The sequence below is a fragment of the Arthrobacter sp. zg-Y820 genome (genome assembly GCF_030142155.1).
Lineage (GTDB): Bacteria > Actinomycetota > Actinomycetes > Actinomycetales > Micrococcaceae > Arthrobacter_B.
Genome location: NZ_CP126247.1, coordinates 666,058 through 687,490, shown reverse-complemented (window position 1 = coordinate 687,490; position 21,433 = coordinate 666,058). Strand labels below are relative to the sequence as shown.

The window sequence follows — 21,433 nt, the reverse complement described above, 5'->3', positions numbered from 1 at the left end:
GCAGGCTGCCGAAATCTTGTTTGTCACTTCATCGGTATAGGGGCGTGCATTCAAAGATGTGGAGGGGCGGACTGGTTTGCCCGTCCCTCCACCAGTTTAGAAATTAGTGTCCGCGTTCTGCCTGCTGGGCCTGTTCGCGGCGGCGGAGTGCCTCGTTCACAGCCGGGTCATCAAGCGCGCCAAGCCACTTGAGCAGTTCGGGTCCAGCGGCCGGGTTGGCTGCCACGGCGGGGCGGGCCTTCGGCTCATCGGTGGCCAGTTCCTGCAGCCGCAGGCCGGGGGTTCCCGGGTCTTCGGCTTCGGCCAGGATGGCGACCTCGGCCGGGTCCACGTCCCGCGGCCTGGCTGCGGATGCTCCGGCGTCGACGATGTCTGCCGCCGGAATGTTCATCACCGGGGTGGTCCGCCCGGTCGACGGGGCGTTCTCGTCAGCGGGATGTTCCTGCATTTCGTTCTGCATGGGATCTCCTTTATCAGTAGCCTTACTACTATCCTTGCAGATGGTGGGGCGGGGTCCGAATCCAGAGCCAGCGCGCCAGATAAGTGCGGGCTTCGGTATCGCCAATGACCATCAGCCACCGACGCAGTCTCTGCAGCTACCTATACTAAAAAATGAGCAGCGCTGCACGGTGAAAACGACGCGTAATAGTGGGAGCTCAGATGGGGTTCAGGGCACGAAAATCGTTCAAGATCGCACCAGGCATTAGGATGACGGTCACCCCTAAAAGCATCGGCGTCAGCGCTGGCGTCAAAGGAGCCAGGATCTCAGCAAACTCTTCAGGCCGTGTGACACGCACCGTGGGCATCCCCGGTACCGGCATTTATCACACGGAAACCCTGTCATCCGGCCACACTCGACGTCGTCGCCAACCCGGAGCAGCCGCCAAACGGGGCTCGAATCCTAAACCGGGTGCCGCTCCTCAAGCGGTTCTGGTTCCTAAAGCCCCAACTCCCGGCCTCTTCGCACCCAAGTGGGAAAAGGAACTCCATAGGGCCGTCCTGGGAAAACCCGACTACGCGTCTTTGGCCCGCATCGGTGCCGACCACCCGCCTGCCCGTCCATTGGTTTCCCTTCTGGAGGCAACCCTGGTTTCGCTTCCCGCCGGCGACACGCAGCGTGGTCTCGAGCTGCTGACCTGGCTATTCGGTACCGGGTATGACCCGGCCACGGATGACTTCATCCAAAAATATCTGCCGGACGCCTCGTTCACCCTGCCCATCGCAGACGGCATCACCGTCCAGCTGCCCCCGGACCGGAATCTCATCGGCTTGCTGCTGGCCGAGCTCTACCAGGAAACCGGCGACATCCCGGCCGCCGTCGACGTCGTCGAACAACTCGAACCGAGCACCGTTACCGCTGTCTCTCTGGCAGAGCTGTACACGCAGCAGGGACGGTGGAATGACGTCGTCGACCTCACTGAGGGACTCACCAACGAGGACGAGGCAGCGACTTTCCTGCTGACCCAGCGCGGCATCGCGTTCCGTGAGCAGGGCTATTTCGAGGCTGCCCGTGCCTCCTTCAAAGAATCACTGCGGATACGATCCCGGCCGGCGGATCTGCGGCATCGCACCCTCATTGAGCGGGGTCTGACCTATCTCCGCGAAGGCAAGCGCTCGATGGCCAGGAAAGACTTCGAGAAGGTGCTCGCTGAGAACAGCAGCTATCCCGGGCTGCGCGAGCATCTCGCGGATCTCCAAGATTGACCGGGGGCGCGATCTTCTTGTGGCGCTTGATCGGTAACCCGAGCTAGGCAAAATCTAGCGGCAGGATCCGTCCTGCTCAAGTATTCAGAGGTCAGGTCATATGGACCGAAACGAAGAGCTAGCAACAGCACCCCTCAGGTTCTGGTCGAGCTCCGGGTTCTCCCGGAGCTCATCCTGTAAACAGCATCTATCCTTCGTTGCCTGCAGCTTCTGCAGTCCTCATCACTGACAGTTCCGCCAAGCGGTTGACCCGCGCCAAGACTTCGTCGGGGTGCTGCGAGAGATCCAGCGGATATTCCTCAACGGCGACGCCGGTATTCACAATCCTGCGGGACCGGTGCTCACCTGCGCCGGCGTAAACCAGCCAGGCCCGCGGGGCTCCCAGTGCGGTGCAATAGGCCAGCATTTGGTAATGGTCCGCGTTGGCATAGTTACCGCCGGCTGAAGAGGCCTTGTACTTGGCGTCGAAGACCACCGGCGGCGTACCGGAAGCTCTGTAAACAACGTCAATCTTCATATGGATTCGACCCTGCCCGGTGCCTTCTCCCGGATGGTCGAGCCTCGTTTTGTATTGCCGTTCCATCCGCCCACCAGGCATCCCCAACCGTGTTACCGCCTCGCCGAGAGCTACCTCGAGGAAGTCTTCAAAGACCGTGGCCATGTTAACGGCAAAGGACGCGACCCGGATTCCGCCGACGGCGGTTTCCGCCACCGAGTGCCGAAGAATGATCTCGGCCAGACGCAGCGCCGGCACATACCGCGCGTTGGAGCGCGTCTCCTGCCACGACGGCAGAGCAGTGCCGGCGCGCAGATCCCCGACGCCGTCGAGCTTCCGCTCCAGATGCGCCAGCCGCTGCCGAACCGAGCCCCTCACCCGGGTCAGTCCGAGGAGCCGTCGAAGCGCTGCACGCAGGATGCGGTTCTCCGCAATGTCCGCCGTGTGGTCGTCGTAGGTGACTTCCAAGGGCAGCAGCATGCCGGGCCGGCGGGAGATCTGGTCTGCTATCCGGATGCGTCCGCGCACGGTCCTGAGCGCATTGTCAACGGAAACGTAGCCGTGAAGGACACCGCGGGCCAGGGCCCGCTCGCTTTGGCGGGCAAGGGACTCGGCGAGCGCTGACCACAGGTCGGTTGTCTGCACGCCAGCCACGTCGTCCGGCTGGAAGCCCGGGTTGCGGGCGTATCCCAGCAGGAAGAGCAGCTGGCTGATACCCACCTTGTCCTTGGGACGGACATCCAACAAAACGTCGCCCACCTCGGCGGAACCCACCAGCCCGCGTGGGGAAAGCCGCCACATGCCGTTCCCCGCCAGCTGGACCTGCACGAGGCCAGTTTTGGCCAATCCGGCAGCCTCAGCGTCTGACAGGGCTACGGGAGGATGGTTATCCTCCAGCTCCCCTATCTGGATGTGCCTCACAGGTCAGCCGAGGAAATCCCGTCGACCTTGCGAGCGATCGCTTCAAGGCCAAACCTTGCGTGGATTTCCTGCCGGCTCATCCTGCCGTAATAGTGCTCTTCCAGCAGCGGCAGCAGCTCATATTTCCACACCTGTTTCAGACCCGCATCAGATACAGAATCAGGCTTCATGAAATAGGACGGGCCAATCATGAGGTCCCGGTCTTCCGCCTCGATTTCCTGGTTGAGCGCATCAAGGAGCAGCGCAGGCCGCCGGTCCATACTCTGCGATGCCAAGAAGCGATCGAGGAGGCCACTCGTCATGCCGTCCTGCGGATGCAGTTCGACGAACGCAAAACGACGGCGGATGGCTGCGTCCACCATGGCGATGGAACGGTCTGCAGTGTTCATCGTGCCAATGATGAACAGGTTGGGAGGAAGAACAAACTTCTCTTCGGAGTTGTACTGCAGATCGATGCTCTGGTCGCGGTATTCGAGCAGGAAATACAGCTCACCGAAAACCTTGGCCAGGTTGCCGCGGTTCATCTCGTCAATGATCAGGAAGAACGGTTTGTCCCGTTCGGCCGCGGCGGCTCCTGCGATCCGCCGCAGCGGGCCCGATACCAGTGCGAACGCCACCTGACCGTCGGTTCCCTTAACCGGGCGATACCCCTCAAAGAAGTCCTCGTACGCGTAGGAAGGATGAAACTGCACCGTGGTCACATGGTTGGTGTGCTCCTCCCCCACCAGATAACGCGCGAGTTTGCGGGCCAGGAACGTCTTGCCCGTCCCCGGTGGACCGTAAAAGACAATCTGGTTTCGTGTCTGCAGCAGGTCAATGACTTCCTGCAGGTCGTTTTTGCCCATGAACAGCTTGTCTGCAAATTCATCGCTGGCTTTCGGAAGTTCCGGAACGCCGCCGGTAGGAATCGTAAGTACGGGCACGACGTCGTCGTCCTGATCCACGTCTTCCACCAGCCAGGTACGCATGAGCGGCAGCCCCTCCGTCATGTCGATGACTGTCCCCTGCTCTTCGAGCAGCCGGGGAAAGGGGACCGGAAGATCTTCCGTCGGAATCGTTTGTTCCTGCCATGCGACCTCGCACATCAACTGGGCGACGGTGTCCTCCTGGACATATTCAGCAGTCCCCGTGATGACGCCCAGCTGCAGATTCTTGCCCAGAACCGTGACCACCAGGTCATCAGGCTTCATCTGAGTCAAAAACGAGTGGTAGGAACGAGCCCGCAGCCGCCGTTCGGAATAATCCAAGTGGCCATATCCGGCGTCGACCGCTGTCTGCAGATCGGCAAAGGAAGCCTCCGGCTCCGGGGCACCCAGGTACTGAGCTTCGAGTGAGACGACTCCTTTGTCCGCCCAACCTCCGGCCAGGGCCACGCCCGCCTGTGACTGGCGCACCAGCCAGGCGCGCGGAGCCCGCTCGGCCTTGGGCCGCCACTGGCTGACGAACGGTTCCTCATACCATTCGACGCGATGGCCGATCCGTGCCTCCTGCGCCTTGCGGATCAGGTGCAGATCCTTGGCCGTGGAGAATTCGTCGTCGCCTGACGCGCCCTCTATTTCGTGGGCGAAGGCATTGCGGATCTTCTTTCGGTGGCCCCAGTTGACGATCGGCTCAAAGAACCCGGGCCAGCTCAGGTATTCCATGGAGTACCTGATGGACGGCAGGTTACCCGCGACTGCTTCGGCAACGTCATGGAATCCCTGCGGAGTAGCTGCGGCGCGAGCGGCAGTATCCTCGCTGCTGCGAAGGCTGATGACCAGATCGCACAGCCAGCACAGGTGCCGCCAGAGCTGCACATTGAAGCCGGTGCCGCCGCTGAAGGCGCCGTGTGCGAGCAGCCCTGATTCCAGGGTTTCGGGAATGGCCGGAGCGTGATCGAGCCAGGACAATACTCGGGAAACCCGACCGAGCTTGGTTTCCGGGCGCAGGTTGGCGAGAGGCAGGCACTGCAGTGCGATGAGTTCCGCAGCGAGGAGCACCACTCCGCGGTCGGCTCCGGACAGCTGCTTCTCAAGTTTCTCCATGAAGGTGCCGGCACCGGCGTCGGGGTCCTCATAGACCCGGCGGTACAGTTCCCGAGCGTTCGCCTCGCTCCACGACACGACGTCGGGGTCAAAGGGAGACGGGCCGCCCACAATTCCGGGGATCAGGATGGATGCGGCGGCTGTTTCCAACAGCGGATAGGGGCCGGACCGCAGATCCTCCTCGACCAGCACTGTGTCCTGCTGGCTGCGCCAGGCTAGGAATTCGCGTTTACGGCTCGGTGCCCACTCGGCCGGAGGCGAGTAGTTGGTGACAAGCCAGACGAGACCCTGGGCATCCAGCCGGTCGACTAATTCCAGGCCGACTGAGGGAGCTGCTTCGAGCAGCCGATCCAAACCGGCCAGAAACGCTTCATAGCGTGCCGTTGCGGGTGCCCGGTTTGAAGGAATGTCCGCGGCCCCGATGAGTTTCAGGAAACTCGTGGCAGGCTCGGCACGGTAGGGCGGGAACATCCCCGGATTGGTCGCCATGAGCAGAACGGACCCGAAGGCGAGCAGGTTGCCGGGAGCAAGATCCGGTGCGAACCCACGGATCCCGTCGACGAAGGTGGTGAGGGCTGCCGGAGAAGATTCGGTGGTCCACAGGTCTTCGATTGCGGCCTTCAGCTCGTTTCGGTGTTCCTTCCCGGATTTCCGCAGGTTGTCGAGGAACCTCCAATTCAGAAGATTGCCGTGCGATAAATCCTCCAGGAGCAACTCAAACCAATTTGCCTCGCCGAAGATGAGCTTCTGTCGCGTTACGGTCAGCCGCTCGCCCATGTCAATCTTGTACGGGCGTTCCTCTTCCCTCCACTCAATCTCGGAGGAGAGCTTAGCTGCCCACTTCAGGAACGTGTCTACGTTTTCATATTCGGCCACTCTGGCATCCTATCCGGGACCTGAGTGTACGATCCGCCCCGCGCAGGCGAACATACGCCCGCAGGAGGGGCGGAAATCCCAGTCATTCCTGATCCCGCGATTCTCCGCCTGAGCTGGTTCCCGAACCTGACCTGTTTCCTCGCAGGAGCCGAGTGGCGCGAAGCCCCCGCCGTAGGGAGTCCTCTTCCAATGCAACCAGCGATACGTTCGGCCGTCGGGTGGTGAAGTGACTGTAACGAAGATTCTCCCCAATCTCTGTCAGACCCGGGGTGTTGCTGAGTTCGTTCAAGAACGACTCAACTGCGGTCTCTGCCGGCCAGTCTTCGTCGGACAACCGGGACATCGGGATGAGGTTGAACTCAATCGACGTTCCCTGGCCGGAGAAGTGGAACAGCGACACTGTGCCGAGCCGCCTCCCCTGCGCATCGTAAATTTTCAGCCCGCCCGACGCGCTGACCGCCCGGGAGCCTTGGAACTCCAGCTCAAGGGTTGCAGCCTCATCCATGAACGCGAGGAAGTTGGGCACCGACGCCGGTTCGTTCGCTTCCAGCCACGCCGCCTACGTCTCGGCGTCCCATACGGTCCGCTCACGGGAGTCCGATGCCGCTTTCGCCTCAGCCAGCTCCTCCCCATAGGTCTGGGCCATCAACATCTCGATCGAGCCCTGCGTGAGCCTGGCGTACTCCACCGCGATGATCGATGTTTCCGGCCCTGACATGGCGTTGAGATATTCCACCATTCGTTTCAGCGGCTCGTTGATCGCATCGACCGCCAGCACGATCCGAAACCGGCCCTGCTCCAGATTCCGGGCAACGGCGTCGCGCAGCAGGGCGCCGTCGTCATCGGGTTGAAAGAGCGATTTCCCGTTCCGGGCCTGCCAGCGCGCATCGAAGTCCTCGATGTCCATCTTCCACAGGCGCGAGGCGTAGTCGAACATCTGCCCGACGATCTCGCGACGGATCTGCGGGTTGCCGGCCAGCTTGCTCTCTACGAGCGTCACCTGTCCGTCGGAATCCACGACGACGACGTCGGCTGGCCCGGCAGCCGATTGGAACTCCCGGTGACGGCTTCGGGTCCGATGCCTGGAATCAGCTCCGGGTGTTCGGCGAGGATGTGCTGAAGTTAGGCTTCCGCGGCATAGCCGGCCAGGTCCGGCTCACGCCAGGTGCCATGTCCTCTGGTGTACCCGGCTTCGTCGGCTAGCGCAGCGCCAGGATCATGAGGCGCTGTCTTCGTGACAGCGCACTCGGAGAGTCTGCGACCGCAGGGCTCCCAGCCTGAAATGATCACTCAAAAGGAATCCGGGTTCGCTCCAAATTGACCCGGCCGCCAGCCCTCCCGCTGCCTCTCTCCGAACTGTGTAAAACTGGCAGTAAGGTTTCAGCTTCTTACTGGGGAGATATGCATGAGCGTTACTGCCGTCACTTATGGGCAGGGACAGACCGCGGGCGTTCCAACAGAGGGGCAATTGGTTGAGGTTCGCGGATCCCGGTGGGTGGTCACGGATGTCCAACGTCAAGGGCTGACCCGCAGTCCGGCAGACGAGGGGGTCCAGGGCAGCCAGCATTCCGTGGCACTACAGTCTGTGGAAGATGACCGGTTGGGCCACGAGCTCAAGGTCGTATGGGAACTTGAGCCGGGACGGACGCTTGTCCCAAACAAAGATTTGCCGGACAAGATCGATCCGGAGCGATTTGACGACCCTGAAACTCTCGCTGCATTTATCGATGCTCTCCGCTGGGGCGCAGTGACCTCAGCAGATGCCAAGCAGCTACAGGCCCCCTTCCGAAGCGCTGCCAACGTTGAGGCGTACCAGCTCGACCCCTTGCGCAGGGCCCTGGAAGCCTCTCGCGCCAACCTTCTCCTCGCTGATGACGTTGGGTTGGGAAAGACCATCGAAGCGGGCCTCGTTGTCCAAGAGCTGCTGCTGCGTCACCGTGCCCGTACCGTCCTCGTCGTTTGTCCGCCCAGCCTCTGTCTGAAATGGCAGGACGAAATGGAAGACAAGTTTGGCCTTCAGTTTGAGATCATCAACAGTGCATCGATCGTAGAAGCTCAGAAAACTTATGGCCCGCAGGCCAACCCGTTCCTCCTCTATCCCCGTGCCATAGTTTCTATGGCGTGGCTGTCCCAGCCTCGCGCGCAGCGGATGCTCCGCAGTATCTACTCGGAAGTGAAGAACCCGGCCAGCGCCCGGCAGTTTGCGTTCGACATCCTCGTCGTGGACGAGGCACACCACGTGGCGCCGTCGTCGCCCTCCGGCAAGGCAGGAGGTGGCTACGCAGTTGACAGCCTCCGAACCATCGCAGTGCGAGAGCTTGCCGATGCCTGCGAGAATCGGCTTTTCCTGAGCGCTACGCCACACAACGGTTACGCCGAATCCTTTACTGCCTTGTTGGAGATGATCGATCCCCGCCGTTTCGCCCGAGGGGCGGCGCTGGACCAGGAAGCCCTCAAGGCAGTGGCAGTTCGCCGGAGGAAAGACGATCTCCCCGACAAGGGATTCAAACCCCGCGATGTCATTGCGCTTCCCTTCACCCCTAGCCAAGACGAGGCTGACGCTTATGAACGGCTTCTTGACTTCACCACACGCCGGGACAAGGCGGCAAAGCATCGCTCGGGTTCAAGCGACCTCGTGACCTTGCTTCTCAAGAAGCGGTTCTTTTCTTCTCCCACTGCCTTTGCCATGACGGCAGAAGCATTCGTTTCCAACAACGACTGGAAGTTCGCCAACCACTATGTGAGCTACGACGAAACTCTCGGGTCCGACGCCGCAGACGAGGAAGAAGGGCTTTTGGAACATCCGGAGATGCAAGCGTTTCAAGCGGCCCGCTCCGGACACGGTCTGTCCGCCGGCGATCGGGCCCTCCTCCAAGAACTGGCCGAGTGGGGTCGAGACTACGAAGGCAGAGCGAATTCCCGTTTAGAAGCTGTCCTCCAGTGGCTCGATGGTGTCTGTCGAACCCACGGTCCCAATGGCACCAAGTCATGGACCGACCAGCGCGTGGTGATCTTCACCGAATATGTGGACACCCTCAATTGGATCCGAGACGTGCTGCAAAGCAACGGCTACACAGACGGACGTTTGGAAGTAATTGAAGGCGCAACGGACAAGGAGGCAAGGGAACTCATCCGTGCCAGGTTCAACGCTCCTCCGTCCGAACAACAGGTTCGGGTCTTGCTGGCGACCGATGCTGCCGGTGAAGGCATCGATTTGCAGGAGCATTGCCACCGTCTAATCAACTTTGATATCCCCTTCAATCCGACCAGGCTTGAACAGCGCATAGGCCGAATCGATCGCTACGGCCAAACCCACAATCCGCAGGTCTACCACTTCACGCCTGTGGGCGAGTCAAAAGCTCTCCTCAATGGGGACGCCGCCTTCCTCGCCCGTATAGCCGACAAGATCGCCAGGGTTCGCAATGACTTGGGATCGGCCAACGAAGTTGTGGCTCCAGACATCCAGAGAGAACTTGGGGGGTGGGACGTCCCCAAGCCAGCGCCCAAAAGGAACTCTGCCGAAGAGACGATTAACAAAATGTTGGCCGGTGGCCAGGAACTTAACCGCAGGCTCACTAATCTGGAAGAGGGATTGGAAAGAGACCGCAGCGAATTACACCTCACCCCGGCGAACCTGGAACGTGTAGTCGCTACTGCGCTTGAGATGGACCACCAACCCCCGTTAATGGACGCGGGCAGCGAAGACACTGATGCGCCTGTTTTCGAAGTGCCCGTCTTGGAACCTCGGTGGGTGAGAACCGTGGACACGCTGGCTACCCGGCTTCACCCCGGTATCCAGCGCAAGATCACGTTCGATGCCGAGGGAGCGAAAGAGGACAAGGATCTTGTCCACGTGCATCTGGGGCATCCTCTGGTCCAGCGGTCCTCCCGGATACTCCGCTCCGAACTGTGGAATCCCGACGCACGCATCAGCAGAGTTACGGCGGTAGTGGTCGACGGCCTTCAGGAATCTTTCGTGGCTGCAGCGAGTCGCCTCGTTCTCGTAGGCAAAGGCGGGCTCCGACTTCACGAGGAAGTATTCTTCGCCGCCACACGCCTCAACCGCCGTCAGGCGATCGCTCAGGGCAGCGTAGAACGACAGCTCGCGGAAGCGCTCGACGCCGGGCGGCTGGTTGCTGCCCCGGAAGCCCATCGGGTCGCTCTCTCGGAGATCTGGAACAGTGAAGCCGAGTCGGTTTCCATGAAAGCGCGCGTGCAGCAGATTGTGGACGAAACCGCGGCAAAACGTGCTGAAAAAGTCCGTGGGGCGCTGGAGTCACGCCGTGTCGAGGACCGCAAGCGGGTTGATGAGATCTTTACCCGGTTCAAGAACACGCTCCAAGGAACACTGGAGGGTCTCAAGGAAGCGGAACAGGACATGAACATTCCGATGTGGGAGGACGCCGAGAAACGGCAACGGGAGCAGGATATTCTCCGTATTCGTCTCAGACTCGATGCACTCGAAAGTGAAAAGGAACAGGAGCTTGCCATCGTGGAGCGTCGGTACCAGGACGTCAGTCCGCAAACACTAGCGGCAGCCGTTGTCTTCGCACTGACGCCGGAAGACGCGCAACTGACCGCCGACGAAGCCCGGAATAGGTGGGCCAAATAGCGATGAACATTGCAGCACGCAACGCACTTCAGCAAAAAATTCAGACGTCACATGCCTCCTGGATTCAGGCGTTTGACATCGAAGGTCCGTTCATCTCGGTCCCCGTGGCGAAAAAGGCATGGGGTGACGTCGTTCCCCGGCTTTCCGCTGAGGCCCACGAGGCCTTCAAGCTTCGCTTCGCTGACTTCATAAAGGCATACGACGCCCTGGATGCCGCCCGCCTTGATGCGTTGACCGAACTTTCAACGGACACAGAACAGCTGAACACACACTTGAAGCAGTTCCGCGACACTCAAAGTGATTGGGTGTCTTTTGTGCTCCGGGACCTCTGCAAATGGGGAGAACGATACGAGACGTTTGCCAAACCGAACCCAGAATTCACCGCTCGCAACCCCATGGGGACTGTCACTACGTCAGCCACTGGCAGGCTTCTGAGGGACGGCAAGACCCGTGCCCTGCTCCTGACTGTGGACCCGGTAGAGAGTCTGCGACAGGACGGCAAGGACGGCTGGTCAGCGAACCTGATCGACCGCATGGGAGAGATGCTCCGTAAGGCAGAGATCCCTTGTGGAATTGTGACTGATGGCCGGTGGTGGTCGGTGGTCTGGGCAGACACCCGCAAGGACGCCACTAGGGTTTCGACCATTGGCAGCGGCATCACCGACGGATTGAACTGGGCGAGTGATCTGCTGACGAGGGATGCCTATATCAACCTCGCCAACCTCAAGTCATTCTCCGGGGCAGATTTGAGCCACCGCCTCGACGCGCTGATTGCCGACAGTCTGCTGGACGCCGAACAGATCACCGAATCACTAGGAACCCAGGTACGCAGCGCCGTTGAACTACTGGTACAGGCTTTTTCGGAGAACTCGCTGAATGCAAGGAGAAGGGGGTTGCGCGACCCCCTTCCCGCCGATACTCATAGCGTCTATGAGGCTGCAGTTACGGTCATGATGCGGGTAGTTTTCCTACTCTTTGCCGAAGAACGTGGGCTCATGCCGACCGGAGAAATGTATCGCACATCTTATTCGATGGCTGGGCAACTGAACGAACTTGATGAGCGTAAACGGCATGACGGCGATGAATCGCTGGAGCGGACCGAGGTGTGGCATCGGTTGTTAGCAGCAAGCCGAGCGCTGTACGAGGGTGCCTCGTTTGACGACGTACGCATGCCGGCATACGGGGGTTCGCTCTTTGATCCCGAGCGTTTCCCCTGGATGGAAGGCAGCAGCACGTCCGCGGGCTTAGCCATTCGTGTCAGCGACCGTGTCATGCTGGAGGTATTGCGCTCCGTTCAATACGCCGAAACGGGCACTGGGCGGACTGCAACACGACAGAAGCTTTCGTTCCGCGATATCGATGTGGAACAGATCGGGTACATCTACGAGGGCCTCATTGGTTACACGTGCAAGCGGGTGCCAACAGGGCAGATCGTCCTCGGAATCGTGGGGAAGCCTGGAGCGGAACCCGAGATCACCCTCGCCAAGCTGGAAGAGCTGTACCGGGTATCCGGTGGCGACGATGAGACACTGGCCAGGAAGCTCATTTCATTCTGGAAAGCGGATCAGCCCGGGGCAGACCCCAAAACCCCGGCCCAGTTGGCGAAGACGCTTTCAGCGATCGACGAACCACAGACGGAAGAAGTCGACCTCAAGATTCGTCATCTCATAGACGATGAAGAGCGGCGTCACGAAATCGCCAGCTGGGGAAATCTCATCCGCCGAGATCTTCGTGGCATCCCCTACGTAGTGCCAGAAGGGGGCGTAGTTGTTCACGAGACCAAGTCGCGGGCCAATGCCGGAGCCCACTACACGCCACGCTCGCTTGCCGAGGAAGTAGTACTTCACGCCCTACAACCACTGTGCTATGAGCCTGGCCCCCTCCAGACCGCGGACTCATCCCTATGGAAGCTCAAGAGCTCTACGGAAATCCTGAACCTTCGGGTCGCCGACATCGCGGTTGGATCGGGCGCCTTCCTGGTCGCGGCCGCGAGGTACTTAGGCGAACGACTTTTGGAAGCATGGCAGCAGGAATCCACGACGGCCAACGAAACATCTCGCCGCGATCTCAACCTAGCCATCCGGGAAGTGGTCTCTCAGTGCCTCTACGGTGCCGACATCAACGAAATGGCCGTAGAGATGTGCAAACTCTCTCTATGGCTGGTTTCCCTCGATCCCAAAAAGCCATTCAGCTTCGTTGATGACAAGGTTCTGCACGGCAATTCCTTGCTCGGACTCACTAGCCTCAAGCAGTTGCGCGGACTGCATATAGATCCTTCGGCGAGGCGACTCGCTAACCCTGGTTTCACGGTGGACGTGGATTCGCCGCTGCAAAAGGCTGCAGATATCCGAGCACAGCTCGCAACACCGATTGCCGACCAGGCCGACCTCGACCCGCAGAGAAGTGCTAGACACAAGAAAATGCTTCTCGCCGAGTCAAAAGAAGTGACAGAGCAACTCCGCGCGATCGCCGATGGGATCGTCGCGGCCGGCCTCCTAAACGGAGGCAAGCCTAGTAAAACGTCAGATGAGGTCTACGAGAATCTCGCGTTTGCACTTTTGAGGGCGTACCCGAACGCGCCTGCAGACGCCGACTGTGCGATGCTCACCTCCATAACTGGGTCAGGCCTGGCCCCTACGGTGGAAACGGATTACATCCGGTGGAAGCCCCTCCATTGGATTATCGAAGTTCCGGATGTAATGATAACGCACGGAGGGTTCGACGCTATTGTCGGAAATCCACCCTTCCTCGGTGGGCAAAAACTAACGGGTTCAATGGGTGAGAATTTTAGAAATTGGTTAGTTTACGTTATCGCCCATGGACGGCGTGGCAGTTCGGACCTCGTAGGCTACTTCTTTCTTCGTGCTGCGGCACTGTTGCGTCCGGAAGTCGGACAATTGGGATTGATAGGCACTGATTCCGTCGCACAAGGAGCAACGAGGGAAGTAGCACTTGATCCCCTCCTCCAGTCTGGTCTAATTATTAGGAGAGCTATTCGAAGTGAAAAGTGGCCGGCAAAATCAGCATCTGTTCGATATAGTGCCGTGTGGGGTTCCCTTGCACCGCTCGAACCAGGTGCGGAAACTTCCTCTGACGGGAACAAGGGAAAAGTACTTTCGACGCTTGCTACGGAGGACAGCATTGCCGGCGCCCCCAAGAAGCTTTTTGAGAATGATGGACTCGCCTATCAGGGATGCATTTTATTGGGGCCCGGCTTTATTCTATCCCGCGAATCCGCACTAAATATGATAGAGAAGGACCCAATCAATAGGTCGGTTCTAACACCCTACCTGATCGGCGAAGATCTCAATTCACTAGTTGACGGCGTATCGCAAAAATGGGTTATCAACTTCGGCAATCGTACGTATGATGCGGCTGCAAAGTTCGTAGAGCCTATGTCCCGAGTCCGCGAACTCGTTTATCCGGTAAGGATGAATAATACGAGAAAAGCGCGTCGCGAGCGGTGGTGGCAGTTCGCCGAAAAGAGTGCAGGGCTCACGCATTCAATCGCTCAAAACTCCCGTGTTCTGGTAATCGCACAGGTTAGCCCGGCCCTCGCACCCGTATTCGTTGCAGCGGACAACACGTTCGATCAACAGTTAGTCGTATTCACACCTGAGAGCTACGCGTTTTTTGCGGCAATCTGCTCGAGCTTCCACGTACAGTGGGTAATAGAGTATGGGCTTACCAAGGGATCAAATCCTGTCTATACACCCAAGTCCGTTCTGCAAACGTTTCCATTTCCTGAGTTGACCACTGCTTTGGAAGAAATAGGTAAAGAGTTCGACGAATTGCGAAGTGAGGTGATGATCGAGCGCCAACTCGGCCTAACGAAGCTATATGGGCTCATCAATTCGCCCGACTGTCGGACGGATGACCAGATAAATAATATGCGGAATATGATTAGGGCTCTCGATGAGGCGATGCTGAGCGCTTATGGATGGACTGATATAGCACTCGGTCACGATTTCCATGTCTACAATAAAGTTCAAAAGTGGACCATCGCCCCCGATGCCCGACGGCAAGTGCTGGACAGACTACTCCAAGAGAACCACCGCCGGTCGTTACTTGAGTTGCATAACGAGGTTCCTAATAAAGCGAGACGATCAGGGACTAACCGTCGACTACCTGGGACGACTGATGCTCAGGAGAGGATGTTTTGATGCCAAACTCGTTCGAGGCACGCGAGGAATTCGCCGATCTGCTGCGCTTGAATCTGCTGGGACCGAGACTTGGTGAAAAAGAAACGCTCACACAGAGCCCGCGGGACGCTTACCTGGTAGGCGTGTTAGCGCCATCGGCATTGGAAACTGCAGTGATCGAGGGCAAGGCGACTCTTTCGCCGGAAGACCCGAGTGATAATGCCGCCCAACGATTTGCAATGGGTGATCCCAAGGCGCAAAGAGGTGTGTCGGTCGAGGCCGAAGAGGACAACGAAGATGAAACCGAGGATGCCGACGATTCCTCGGTGAAGTCCGTAAAGAAGGGCTTGATGGCGCCTTCATCCATGGGCATTCGGTTCCGTCTTCCTGCCGAGGTGGATGCAGTTCGGGTTGTCGCATCGTGGGGACGTTACAACACCAGTACCGTCGTCTCGGAGCCTCCGGCGGAAACCTCCGTGGGCGTGCAAGGTCAAAAACCCAGGACGACCTATCAGCGTGAGCCTTTCAGGATCGAGGAAACCCTCAACCTGGGTTCGATCGTTCCGGGAGTGACCGAACGGGTTCACCTCTCCAAACCTGTGATACTCCAGGTCGACCGGTATCTTCAGGCTGACGGGACTCAGCTGATCGAGCTCGCCCTTTGCAATGACCTACCGACATCCGCAAAGATCCCGCTTTACGACTGGCTTTTCCAGACCCATTTGCTCGTTACCGACGTCGATGATTCGCCTGTCTTTCTTCCGAGCCATGACTACCTCGCAGAGGACATCGAGCCTCATCTCGACGACGAAGAAAAGGCTTTGGCCCTTCAGTACCGGAACCGGTTGGAGTTTGCCGTCGGCCGCACTTGCTCTGTGACTTGGACTGTGGATGCGGGTGCACGGCGAGCACGGTCTGTGCAAACATCTTGGCTACCCGTCGCTGAGATACCGCAGACACAGGCGCCGTCGATGAAAGACGTCGAGCTGGACATGGATAAGCTCGCGATGATCGACGCAGCCGATGTGGAGACCGCCCTCATGCCTCTCGCCACTGGCTACTCCACGTGGCTCATAGAACAGAGGACGAAAACCGGATCGCTTCCGGACAATCTCCGCCGGACTGCGGAAACCCTAATTGAAGAAGCTGACTTCGCTCGCAACCGTTTGATCGAGGGAATCAGCTATCTCGCGGGAAACGCCGCAGCCCTCGATTCTTTCCACTTCATGAATGCTGCAATGCGAGATCAGCGCTTTCAGTCGCAAGTTGCACAAGTGCGGGCTTCAGGGGACGCCGCTTCCCTCGAGGACTCTAGACAATACGTACTATCAGACGCGGAATACCGAGCGCCTGCATGGCGAGCCTTCCAGCTGGCATTCATTCTGATGCAAATCCCCTCCATGGTGGAACCCCACCATCCCCGCAGATCAAGCGCTGCGGCCAACGTTGAGCTGCTCTTTTTCCCCACCGGTGGTGGTAAGACTGAGGCCTATCTCGGCCTGGCTGCCTTTACGTTCGCCATCCGGCGCTTACAAGGAGCCGTGACCGCCGGCGACGGAATCACACAGCTCGAAGGTGAACCTGGCGTCGCAGTCCTCATGCGATACACCTTGAGGCTTCTCACCGCCCAGCAGTTCCAGCGTGCAACGGCCCTGGTCTGCGCCGCCGAGATGATCCGCCAATCCGACCCCGACAAGTGGGGAAGCGTCCCATTCACAATCGGGTTGTGGGTCGGAATGAACGTAAGCCCAAAGCGCTTCGACGACGCGAAGGAGCAAATAGACAAGGTCAGGTCAAACAACAATGCAAAGGCGCACGGACTCACTGTTCTACAGGTGAGCCGTTGCCCGTGGTGCGGAACGGCGATTGACGGGCGTAGCCATGTGGAAGCCGACCCAGATCGTCAGCGTATATATGTCTACTGTGGGGACGAGGATGAGGATTGCCCCTTCACCAAGGGACGGAGCAGTAAGTGGGCAAATCCAGGCCTGCCCATCCTGACCGTTGATGAAGAGATCTATCGTTATCCGCCGACATTCCTCCTAGGTACCGTAGATAAATTCGCCCGCTTATCACGGGAAGGAGAAGCCGCGAGTCTTTTCGGGTACGTTCGCAAGTACTGTGAACGCCACGGTTATGTGCACGGGGATACCCAGGCCTGCGGGGGTGCCGAAAAACACAATGCTAAAGCGACGGTGCCCGCGGCGACAGTGGTCGAATGCAGTCGCCTGCGACCACCTGACCTCATAATCCAGGACGAGCTGCACCTCATCGCCGGGGCATTGGGGACCGCCGTCGGGCTCTTCGAGTCGGTCGTCGACGTCGTGAGCTCATGGACAGATGCCGAAGGGCGGGATATACGGCCACTTATCATCGCGTCCACAGCTACTGTACGGAACGCCCACGAACAAGTGCGCGCGCTGTACGGACGGGTTCCCAGCGTTTTTCCGCCGCAGGTCCTCGACGTGGAAGACACGTTCTTCTCGAAGGAACTGCCTGTCTCTGAACAGAACCCTGGTCGTCGCTACATTGGCGTCTGCGCCCAGGGCGTCCGCCTAACAACGGCGGAAATCTCACTCGCATCCCTGCTGCTCTTATCCGGGCAGAAGGTTCTGGACGACTTCGGAAACGCTGCTGACCCTTATATGACCCTTGTGGGATACTTCAGCGCCACCCGCGAGCTCGCTGGTATGAGCCGGTACGTCGCCGATGATGTGACCACCGCGGTCGGACGGCCCCGACAGGACTCGGGCTTCACCCAACGCATAACGTCCTATCAATTGCAATACGGCGAACTAACCTCGCGCATTTCGTCCGATGACATCAAAACAACCCTGGACAAGCTAGCAATCGAGTTCGATTCCACCACACATTCGACAGAGGCTCGCAAAGCCTGGAGAGACGCTCGTGACGCGGGAAAGAACCCCCCTTCTGCCAGAGGACCCTATCCGTACGACGTCGTGCTGGCGACGTCGATGCTGCAGGTTGGCGTCGACGTCGGCAGGCTGGGATTGATGCTGGTTGTCGGTCAGCCGAAGAACACAGCTGAGTACATTCAGGCTTCGTCCCGCGTAGGGCGAGTTGCCAGCAAACCCGGTTTGGTCGTCTCCCTAGGCAATTGGACCCGGCCTCGAGATTTGGCGCACTTCGAGCAGTTTCAGCATTACCACCACACCTTTTATTCGCAGGTCGAGCCTTTGTCGGTGACACCTTATTCCGAGACGTCAATGGACCGTGGTGTCGCTGGATTGCTCGTCTCGGCGGTGCGGGTGATCGAGGGATCCGTGGGCAGCGACTCGCTGAACCCCGAGCAGAAAGCTGGCCTGGTCAGTACCCGATACGCCGAAGTCGAGAAAATCATCTCGAGACTTCTGTTGCGAGTGGAAGCAGCGTCCGAAGAGCACCAGGCCGAGCGCTTCAAAGACCTCATCCAGATGCGGCTCAATTATTGGGACAAGAGGGCAAAAGAGGCATCTTCTGACCTCGGCTTCACCAAGCCCACAAGTGTCAACGCGAATGCCAACGCATTCCTACTAAAAAGCCCGGAAGAACTGGACTCAAAGAACATGGACGATTTGTTCCGCGTCGCCAATTCCATGCGCGAGGTCCAACCCGAAATCAACATTCTTGTGAGCCCGATCAAGGAGAACCTCGTGGCCAATGACGCCCAGATCGGGGCCGTGAAATGGGTTTTCCCGGCTGAGGAAGGTAACAAGTGACCGAGAAAGTTATGGATGCACTGGACCATCCCGAAGATCCTGGAGCAGATCTCGATCCGCTAGGAGATGCAGAGGTTTCCAATAGCAAGAACCGGGCAAAGGTTAGCGGACAACGGCCAAATGCCCTCCTCTACTCGTCAGGTGTGGGAGCAATCGTGGATCTGCCAAACATGACAGTGATGCCTGCAGGGCTTGACGCATGGGACAAGATATACGCACGCCGGGAACACCAAACCACTATCAGTGAGCCCCGATTGCTCGATGTCGTGCGCGGCCATCTGGGCCCGCAGGTGGAACAGCTTCGCCCGTTTCCCTGGCAGCCCACGGGGAACAGTTACAAGGACGAAGGCAAGGACCTAGGCGTTCCCGCCCGCGTCTTTCCTCAATGGTTGAGGTGTACCGGCTGCGACCGGTTGGCAAGAGTCTCGAGTTCGATTTTCACGTACAAAAACACCAACCCGTTCCGGCCGGACCAAGCCGGCTTTACCCACGAAGGATGTCTTGGACGCTCCAGAGCCGCAGAAGCAGCTTCGCCCAGGCCGAAGTCAACCGCCAAAGGACTGGCTCGCCCCGCGGTCCCAGCCAGGTTCCTCCTAGTCTGCGCAAACGGACACGTTGATGAATTTCCGTATGTGGAATGGGTTCATCGCGGGGAGAAGTGCGCGAAGGCGGCCGTTCCATCGCTGAAACTCCAAGATCTCGGAAGCTCCAACCTGACAAAGATCACATGCTTGTCCTGCAAGGAATTCCGGTTCATGAACGAGGCCTACGGCCCCGTTGCACAGCGGAAATTGCCCCGCTGCAGGGCACGCCATCCGCATCTGGACTGGTTCGATCCGAAGGGATGCAGTGAAGAGGTCAAGACCCTCATGATTGGTGCTGCCAATCTCTGGTTCTCGTCACTAGTGTCTACGTTGGTGCTGCCCCGGAAAGTTGACCGGTCAGCCGTAGAGGTGGCACGAGAGCTCAAGGGTGCGTTGTACGCTTCCGATCTGGCGACAATCCAGTCTCTCGTACCGGCAAAAGCAATCGATGCCATGCGCGCACTGATAAAGGCGCAGTGTCAGGTACCCGTTGAAGACCTCACAGACGAAATTTTGGTGGAGGCCGTGAATCTCGCCTCTAGTGGAGAAGACCTGAGCGATGTGGCGGACGTGGATGCTCCCGCATTCGACCAGGTCAGACTTCTCGATCCGGAATGGCGGGTGCTAAGTGACCCCGGCCAGTTTCCAAAAATTGCAGCTACATCAGAATTCAAGATCGAGGACGTCGCCCCTCCTCCCGGATCCGACCGTATTGTTGCGGGTGTTGGGGCGGTAAACAAGCTCAAGAAGGTTAACGCCCTGATTGGGTTCACGCGTATAGATGCATTGGACAGAATCTCGGACCAGAAAAGCCGGGTGGTGCCGCTTCGGCGCACGAAGCCTGAGTGGGTACCGGCAACGGAGGACCGAGGTGAGGGAATCTTCATACGTTTCGATGAGGAGACGGTAGCGGCCTGGGAGAAACAGGTTGAAGACACCGTTCTTTGGGAGCGACACCAAGAGGCCCATCGACGGAACTGGAACAACCGGCAATCTGAGACGGCACAAATCGGGAACCCCGACGATAGGTTTCCGCCGCCCCGTTTCTGGGCGGTACATACGTTTTCCCATGCGCTTATCCGTCAAATGACCCTTCGGAGTGGATACAGCTCTGCCAGTATCGGGGAACGACTGTACGCGTGGAAGGGCGACGGCGTACTTCAGCCAGCGGCGGGCGTATTGATTTCCACAACGGCTCCCGACTCTGAAGGGACGCTCGGCGGACTAGTAGCGCTTAGTGACCCGGCCAAATTAGGCAAACTGATCCACGACGCGTTGCTCCGTGCGTCCCGGTGCTCCTCTGATCCTGTATGTGGCCAGCGCGTTCCCCACGATCCGGAAGACTTTCTACATGGTGCAGCTTGTCACTGTTGCCTGTTTAATTCAGAGACCTCCTGCCAGAACTCCAACCGATTTCTCGATCGACGGTTCTTAGTCGACCTACCTGCGTCGAGGGAAGTCGGCCGGGAAAAGGTACCCAGCCTGTTCCATGCGCTTCTGGCTGTATGAGATGTCCGATAGGGGGGCTGAACCATTTAGGGAGCTCGGCAAGATCCTCACACCAGCTGAGTTGAAGAAGTTGGTTTCCGCTTTTGAGATGGGTCAGAGCTGCGCAATGGCCGCAAAGCAGCTTTCCGGAAGTAAGATTCAGCAAGTCACCGCCTTGCTCAGTGATGCCGGCTTGGGTGAGACCGGTGCCGGCCACCGGGCAGGGATGTTTGCCGCAATTCTTGCTGCTCGTGAACAATCTCAGGCTGAAATTGAGACGGTATGGACAATGCCTGCGACTGCCCAGGTCGCTGGGCTTAGCACTTCGGCGATCTTCCATGAGATTGGCAAGGCGAGAGAATCTATAGTTGCATCGACGTTCAATCTCCAGCTGAAGAGCCGAGTGCTTCAAGCCCTGAGTGCGGCCGCGCGTCGCGGCGTGGCGGTCACTCTGATGGCCACGCCAGGTGGGATCTACGGCCCGTCGGAGGGGATGATGAAACTCTCGATCAAGCTAAGCCACGAGATTCCGGGCTGCAGGCTACTGACCCTGGCAGACGCCGCAGACGGGACTTACCAGGTGCTGCATTCCAAATTTGTCGTCGTCGATGCCGATTGGGCGTTCGTCGGGAGTGCAAACTTCAGTGATGCGGCGATAGAAAAGAATGTTGAACTGGGTCTGCAAGCCCACTCCCGAACACTGGCCAGGAAGATTCTTCGAGATATTCAGGCCTTTGAAATGCAAGGCGTGCTGGTGCCGGTTTTGGAGCCTGGCAGCCGCGTCTCATAAAGTCGTCAAAAAATCCTAAGAGCGTACAGGTTACCGACAATTCTCCTGCGGCATTCGAATCCTTTGGCCTTACGTGC

At 58.8% G+C, this 21,433-nt stretch carries 11 protein-coding genes and 1 pseudogene; 7 read left to right on the top strand and 5 right to left on the bottom strand.

Features of this window, described 5'->3' with window-relative positions:
- Positions 1 to 103: 103 nt before the first annotated feature.
- Positions 104 to 460 carry a variant leucine-rich repeat-containing protein gene (locus QNO08_RS03070; protein ID WP_229964448.1) on the bottom strand — a complete coding sequence of 119 codons (357 nt, stop codon included), beginning with the start codon at positions 458 to 460 and terminating at the stop codon, positions 104 to 106.
- Positions 461 to 660: 200 nt separating this feature from the next.
- On the opposite strand from QNO08_RS03070, the pseudogene QNO08_RS17480 reads away from it, so the two are divergent.
- Positions 661 to 816: pseudogene (locus QNO08_RS17480) on the top strand (DUF4236 domain-containing protein); the annotation flags it as partial.
- Between the two features lie 246 nt (positions 817 to 1,062).
- Entirely contained in the window at positions 1,063 to 1,704 is a 642-nt protein-coding gene (locus QNO08_RS03065) for a tetratricopeptide repeat protein (protein WP_284155637.1), read from the top strand.
- A gap of 187 nt (positions 1,705 to 1,891) precedes the next feature.
- Here QNO08_RS03065 and QNO08_RS03060 read toward each other — a convergent pair whose 3' ends face one another.
- From QNO08_RS03060 to QNO08_RS03045, 4 genes are all read right to left on the bottom strand, one after another.
- On the bottom strand, positions 1,892 to 3,046 hold the full coding sequence (locus QNO08_RS03060) for an McrC family protein (protein ID WP_229964446.1): 1,155 nt from the start codon (positions 3,044 to 3,046) through the stop codon (positions 1,892 to 1,894).
- Positions 3,047 to 3,117: 71 nt separating this feature from the next.
- A complete protein-coding gene (locus QNO08_RS03055; RefSeq protein WP_229964445.1) occupies positions 3,118 to 6,021 on the bottom strand; it encodes an McrB family protein in 2,904 nt (967 codons plus the stop codon).
- Positions 6,022 to 6,103: 82 nt separating this feature from the next.
- Positions 6,104 to 6,547: a hypothetical protein gene (locus tag QNO08_RS03050; protein WP_229964444.1), complete on the bottom strand. Its 444-nt coding sequence runs from the start codon at positions 6,545 to 6,547 to the stop codon at positions 6,104 to 6,106.
- Between the two features lie 33 nt (positions 6,548 to 6,580).
- On the bottom strand, positions 6,581 to 7,039 hold the full coding sequence (locus tag QNO08_RS03045; RefSeq protein ID WP_229964443.1) for a hypothetical protein: 459 nt from the start codon (positions 7,037 to 7,039) through the stop codon (positions 6,581 to 6,583).
- 387 nt (positions 7,040 to 7,426) lie between these two features.
- On the opposite strand from QNO08_RS03045, the gene drmD reads away from it, so the two are divergent.
- From drmD to QNO08_RS03020, 5 genes are read left to right on the top strand one after another with little or no spacing between them, the layout of a single operon-like run.
- Positions 7,427 to 10,633 carry a DISARM system SNF2-like helicase DrmD gene (gene drmD, locus QNO08_RS03040; protein ID WP_229964442.1) on the top strand — a complete coding sequence of 1,069 codons (3,207 nt, stop codon included), beginning with the start codon at positions 7,427 to 7,429 and terminating at the stop codon, positions 10,631 to 10,633.
- Positions 10,634 to 10,635: 2 nt separating this feature from the next.
- Complete coding sequence (locus tag QNO08_RS03035) at positions 10,636 to 14,796, top strand: DNA methyltransferase (protein ID WP_229964441.1); 4,161 nt, start codon at positions 10,636 to 10,638, stop codon at positions 14,794 to 14,796.
- Complete coding sequence (gene drmA / locus QNO08_RS03030; RefSeq protein ID WP_229964440.1) at positions 14,796 to 18,494, top strand: DISARM system helicase DrmA; 3,699 nt, start codon at positions 14,796 to 14,798, stop codon at positions 18,492 to 18,494. Before QNO08_RS03035 ends, drmA begins: the two co-directional genes overlap by 1 nt.
- On the top strand, positions 18,491 to 20,587 hold the full coding sequence (gene drmB / locus QNO08_RS03025; RefSeq protein WP_229964439.1) for an MrfA Zn-binding domain-containing protein: 2,097 nt from the start codon (positions 18,491 to 18,493) through the stop codon (positions 20,585 to 20,587). The genes drmA and drmB overlap by 4 nt, the downstream gene beginning before the upstream one ends.
- On the top strand, positions 20,568 to 21,356 hold the full coding sequence (locus QNO08_RS03020; protein WP_229964438.1) for a phospholipase D-like domain-containing protein: 789 nt from the start codon (positions 20,568 to 20,570) through the stop codon (positions 21,354 to 21,356). Before drmB ends, QNO08_RS03020 begins: the two co-directional genes overlap by 20 nt.
- Positions 21,357 to 21,433: the final 77 nt, after the last annotated feature.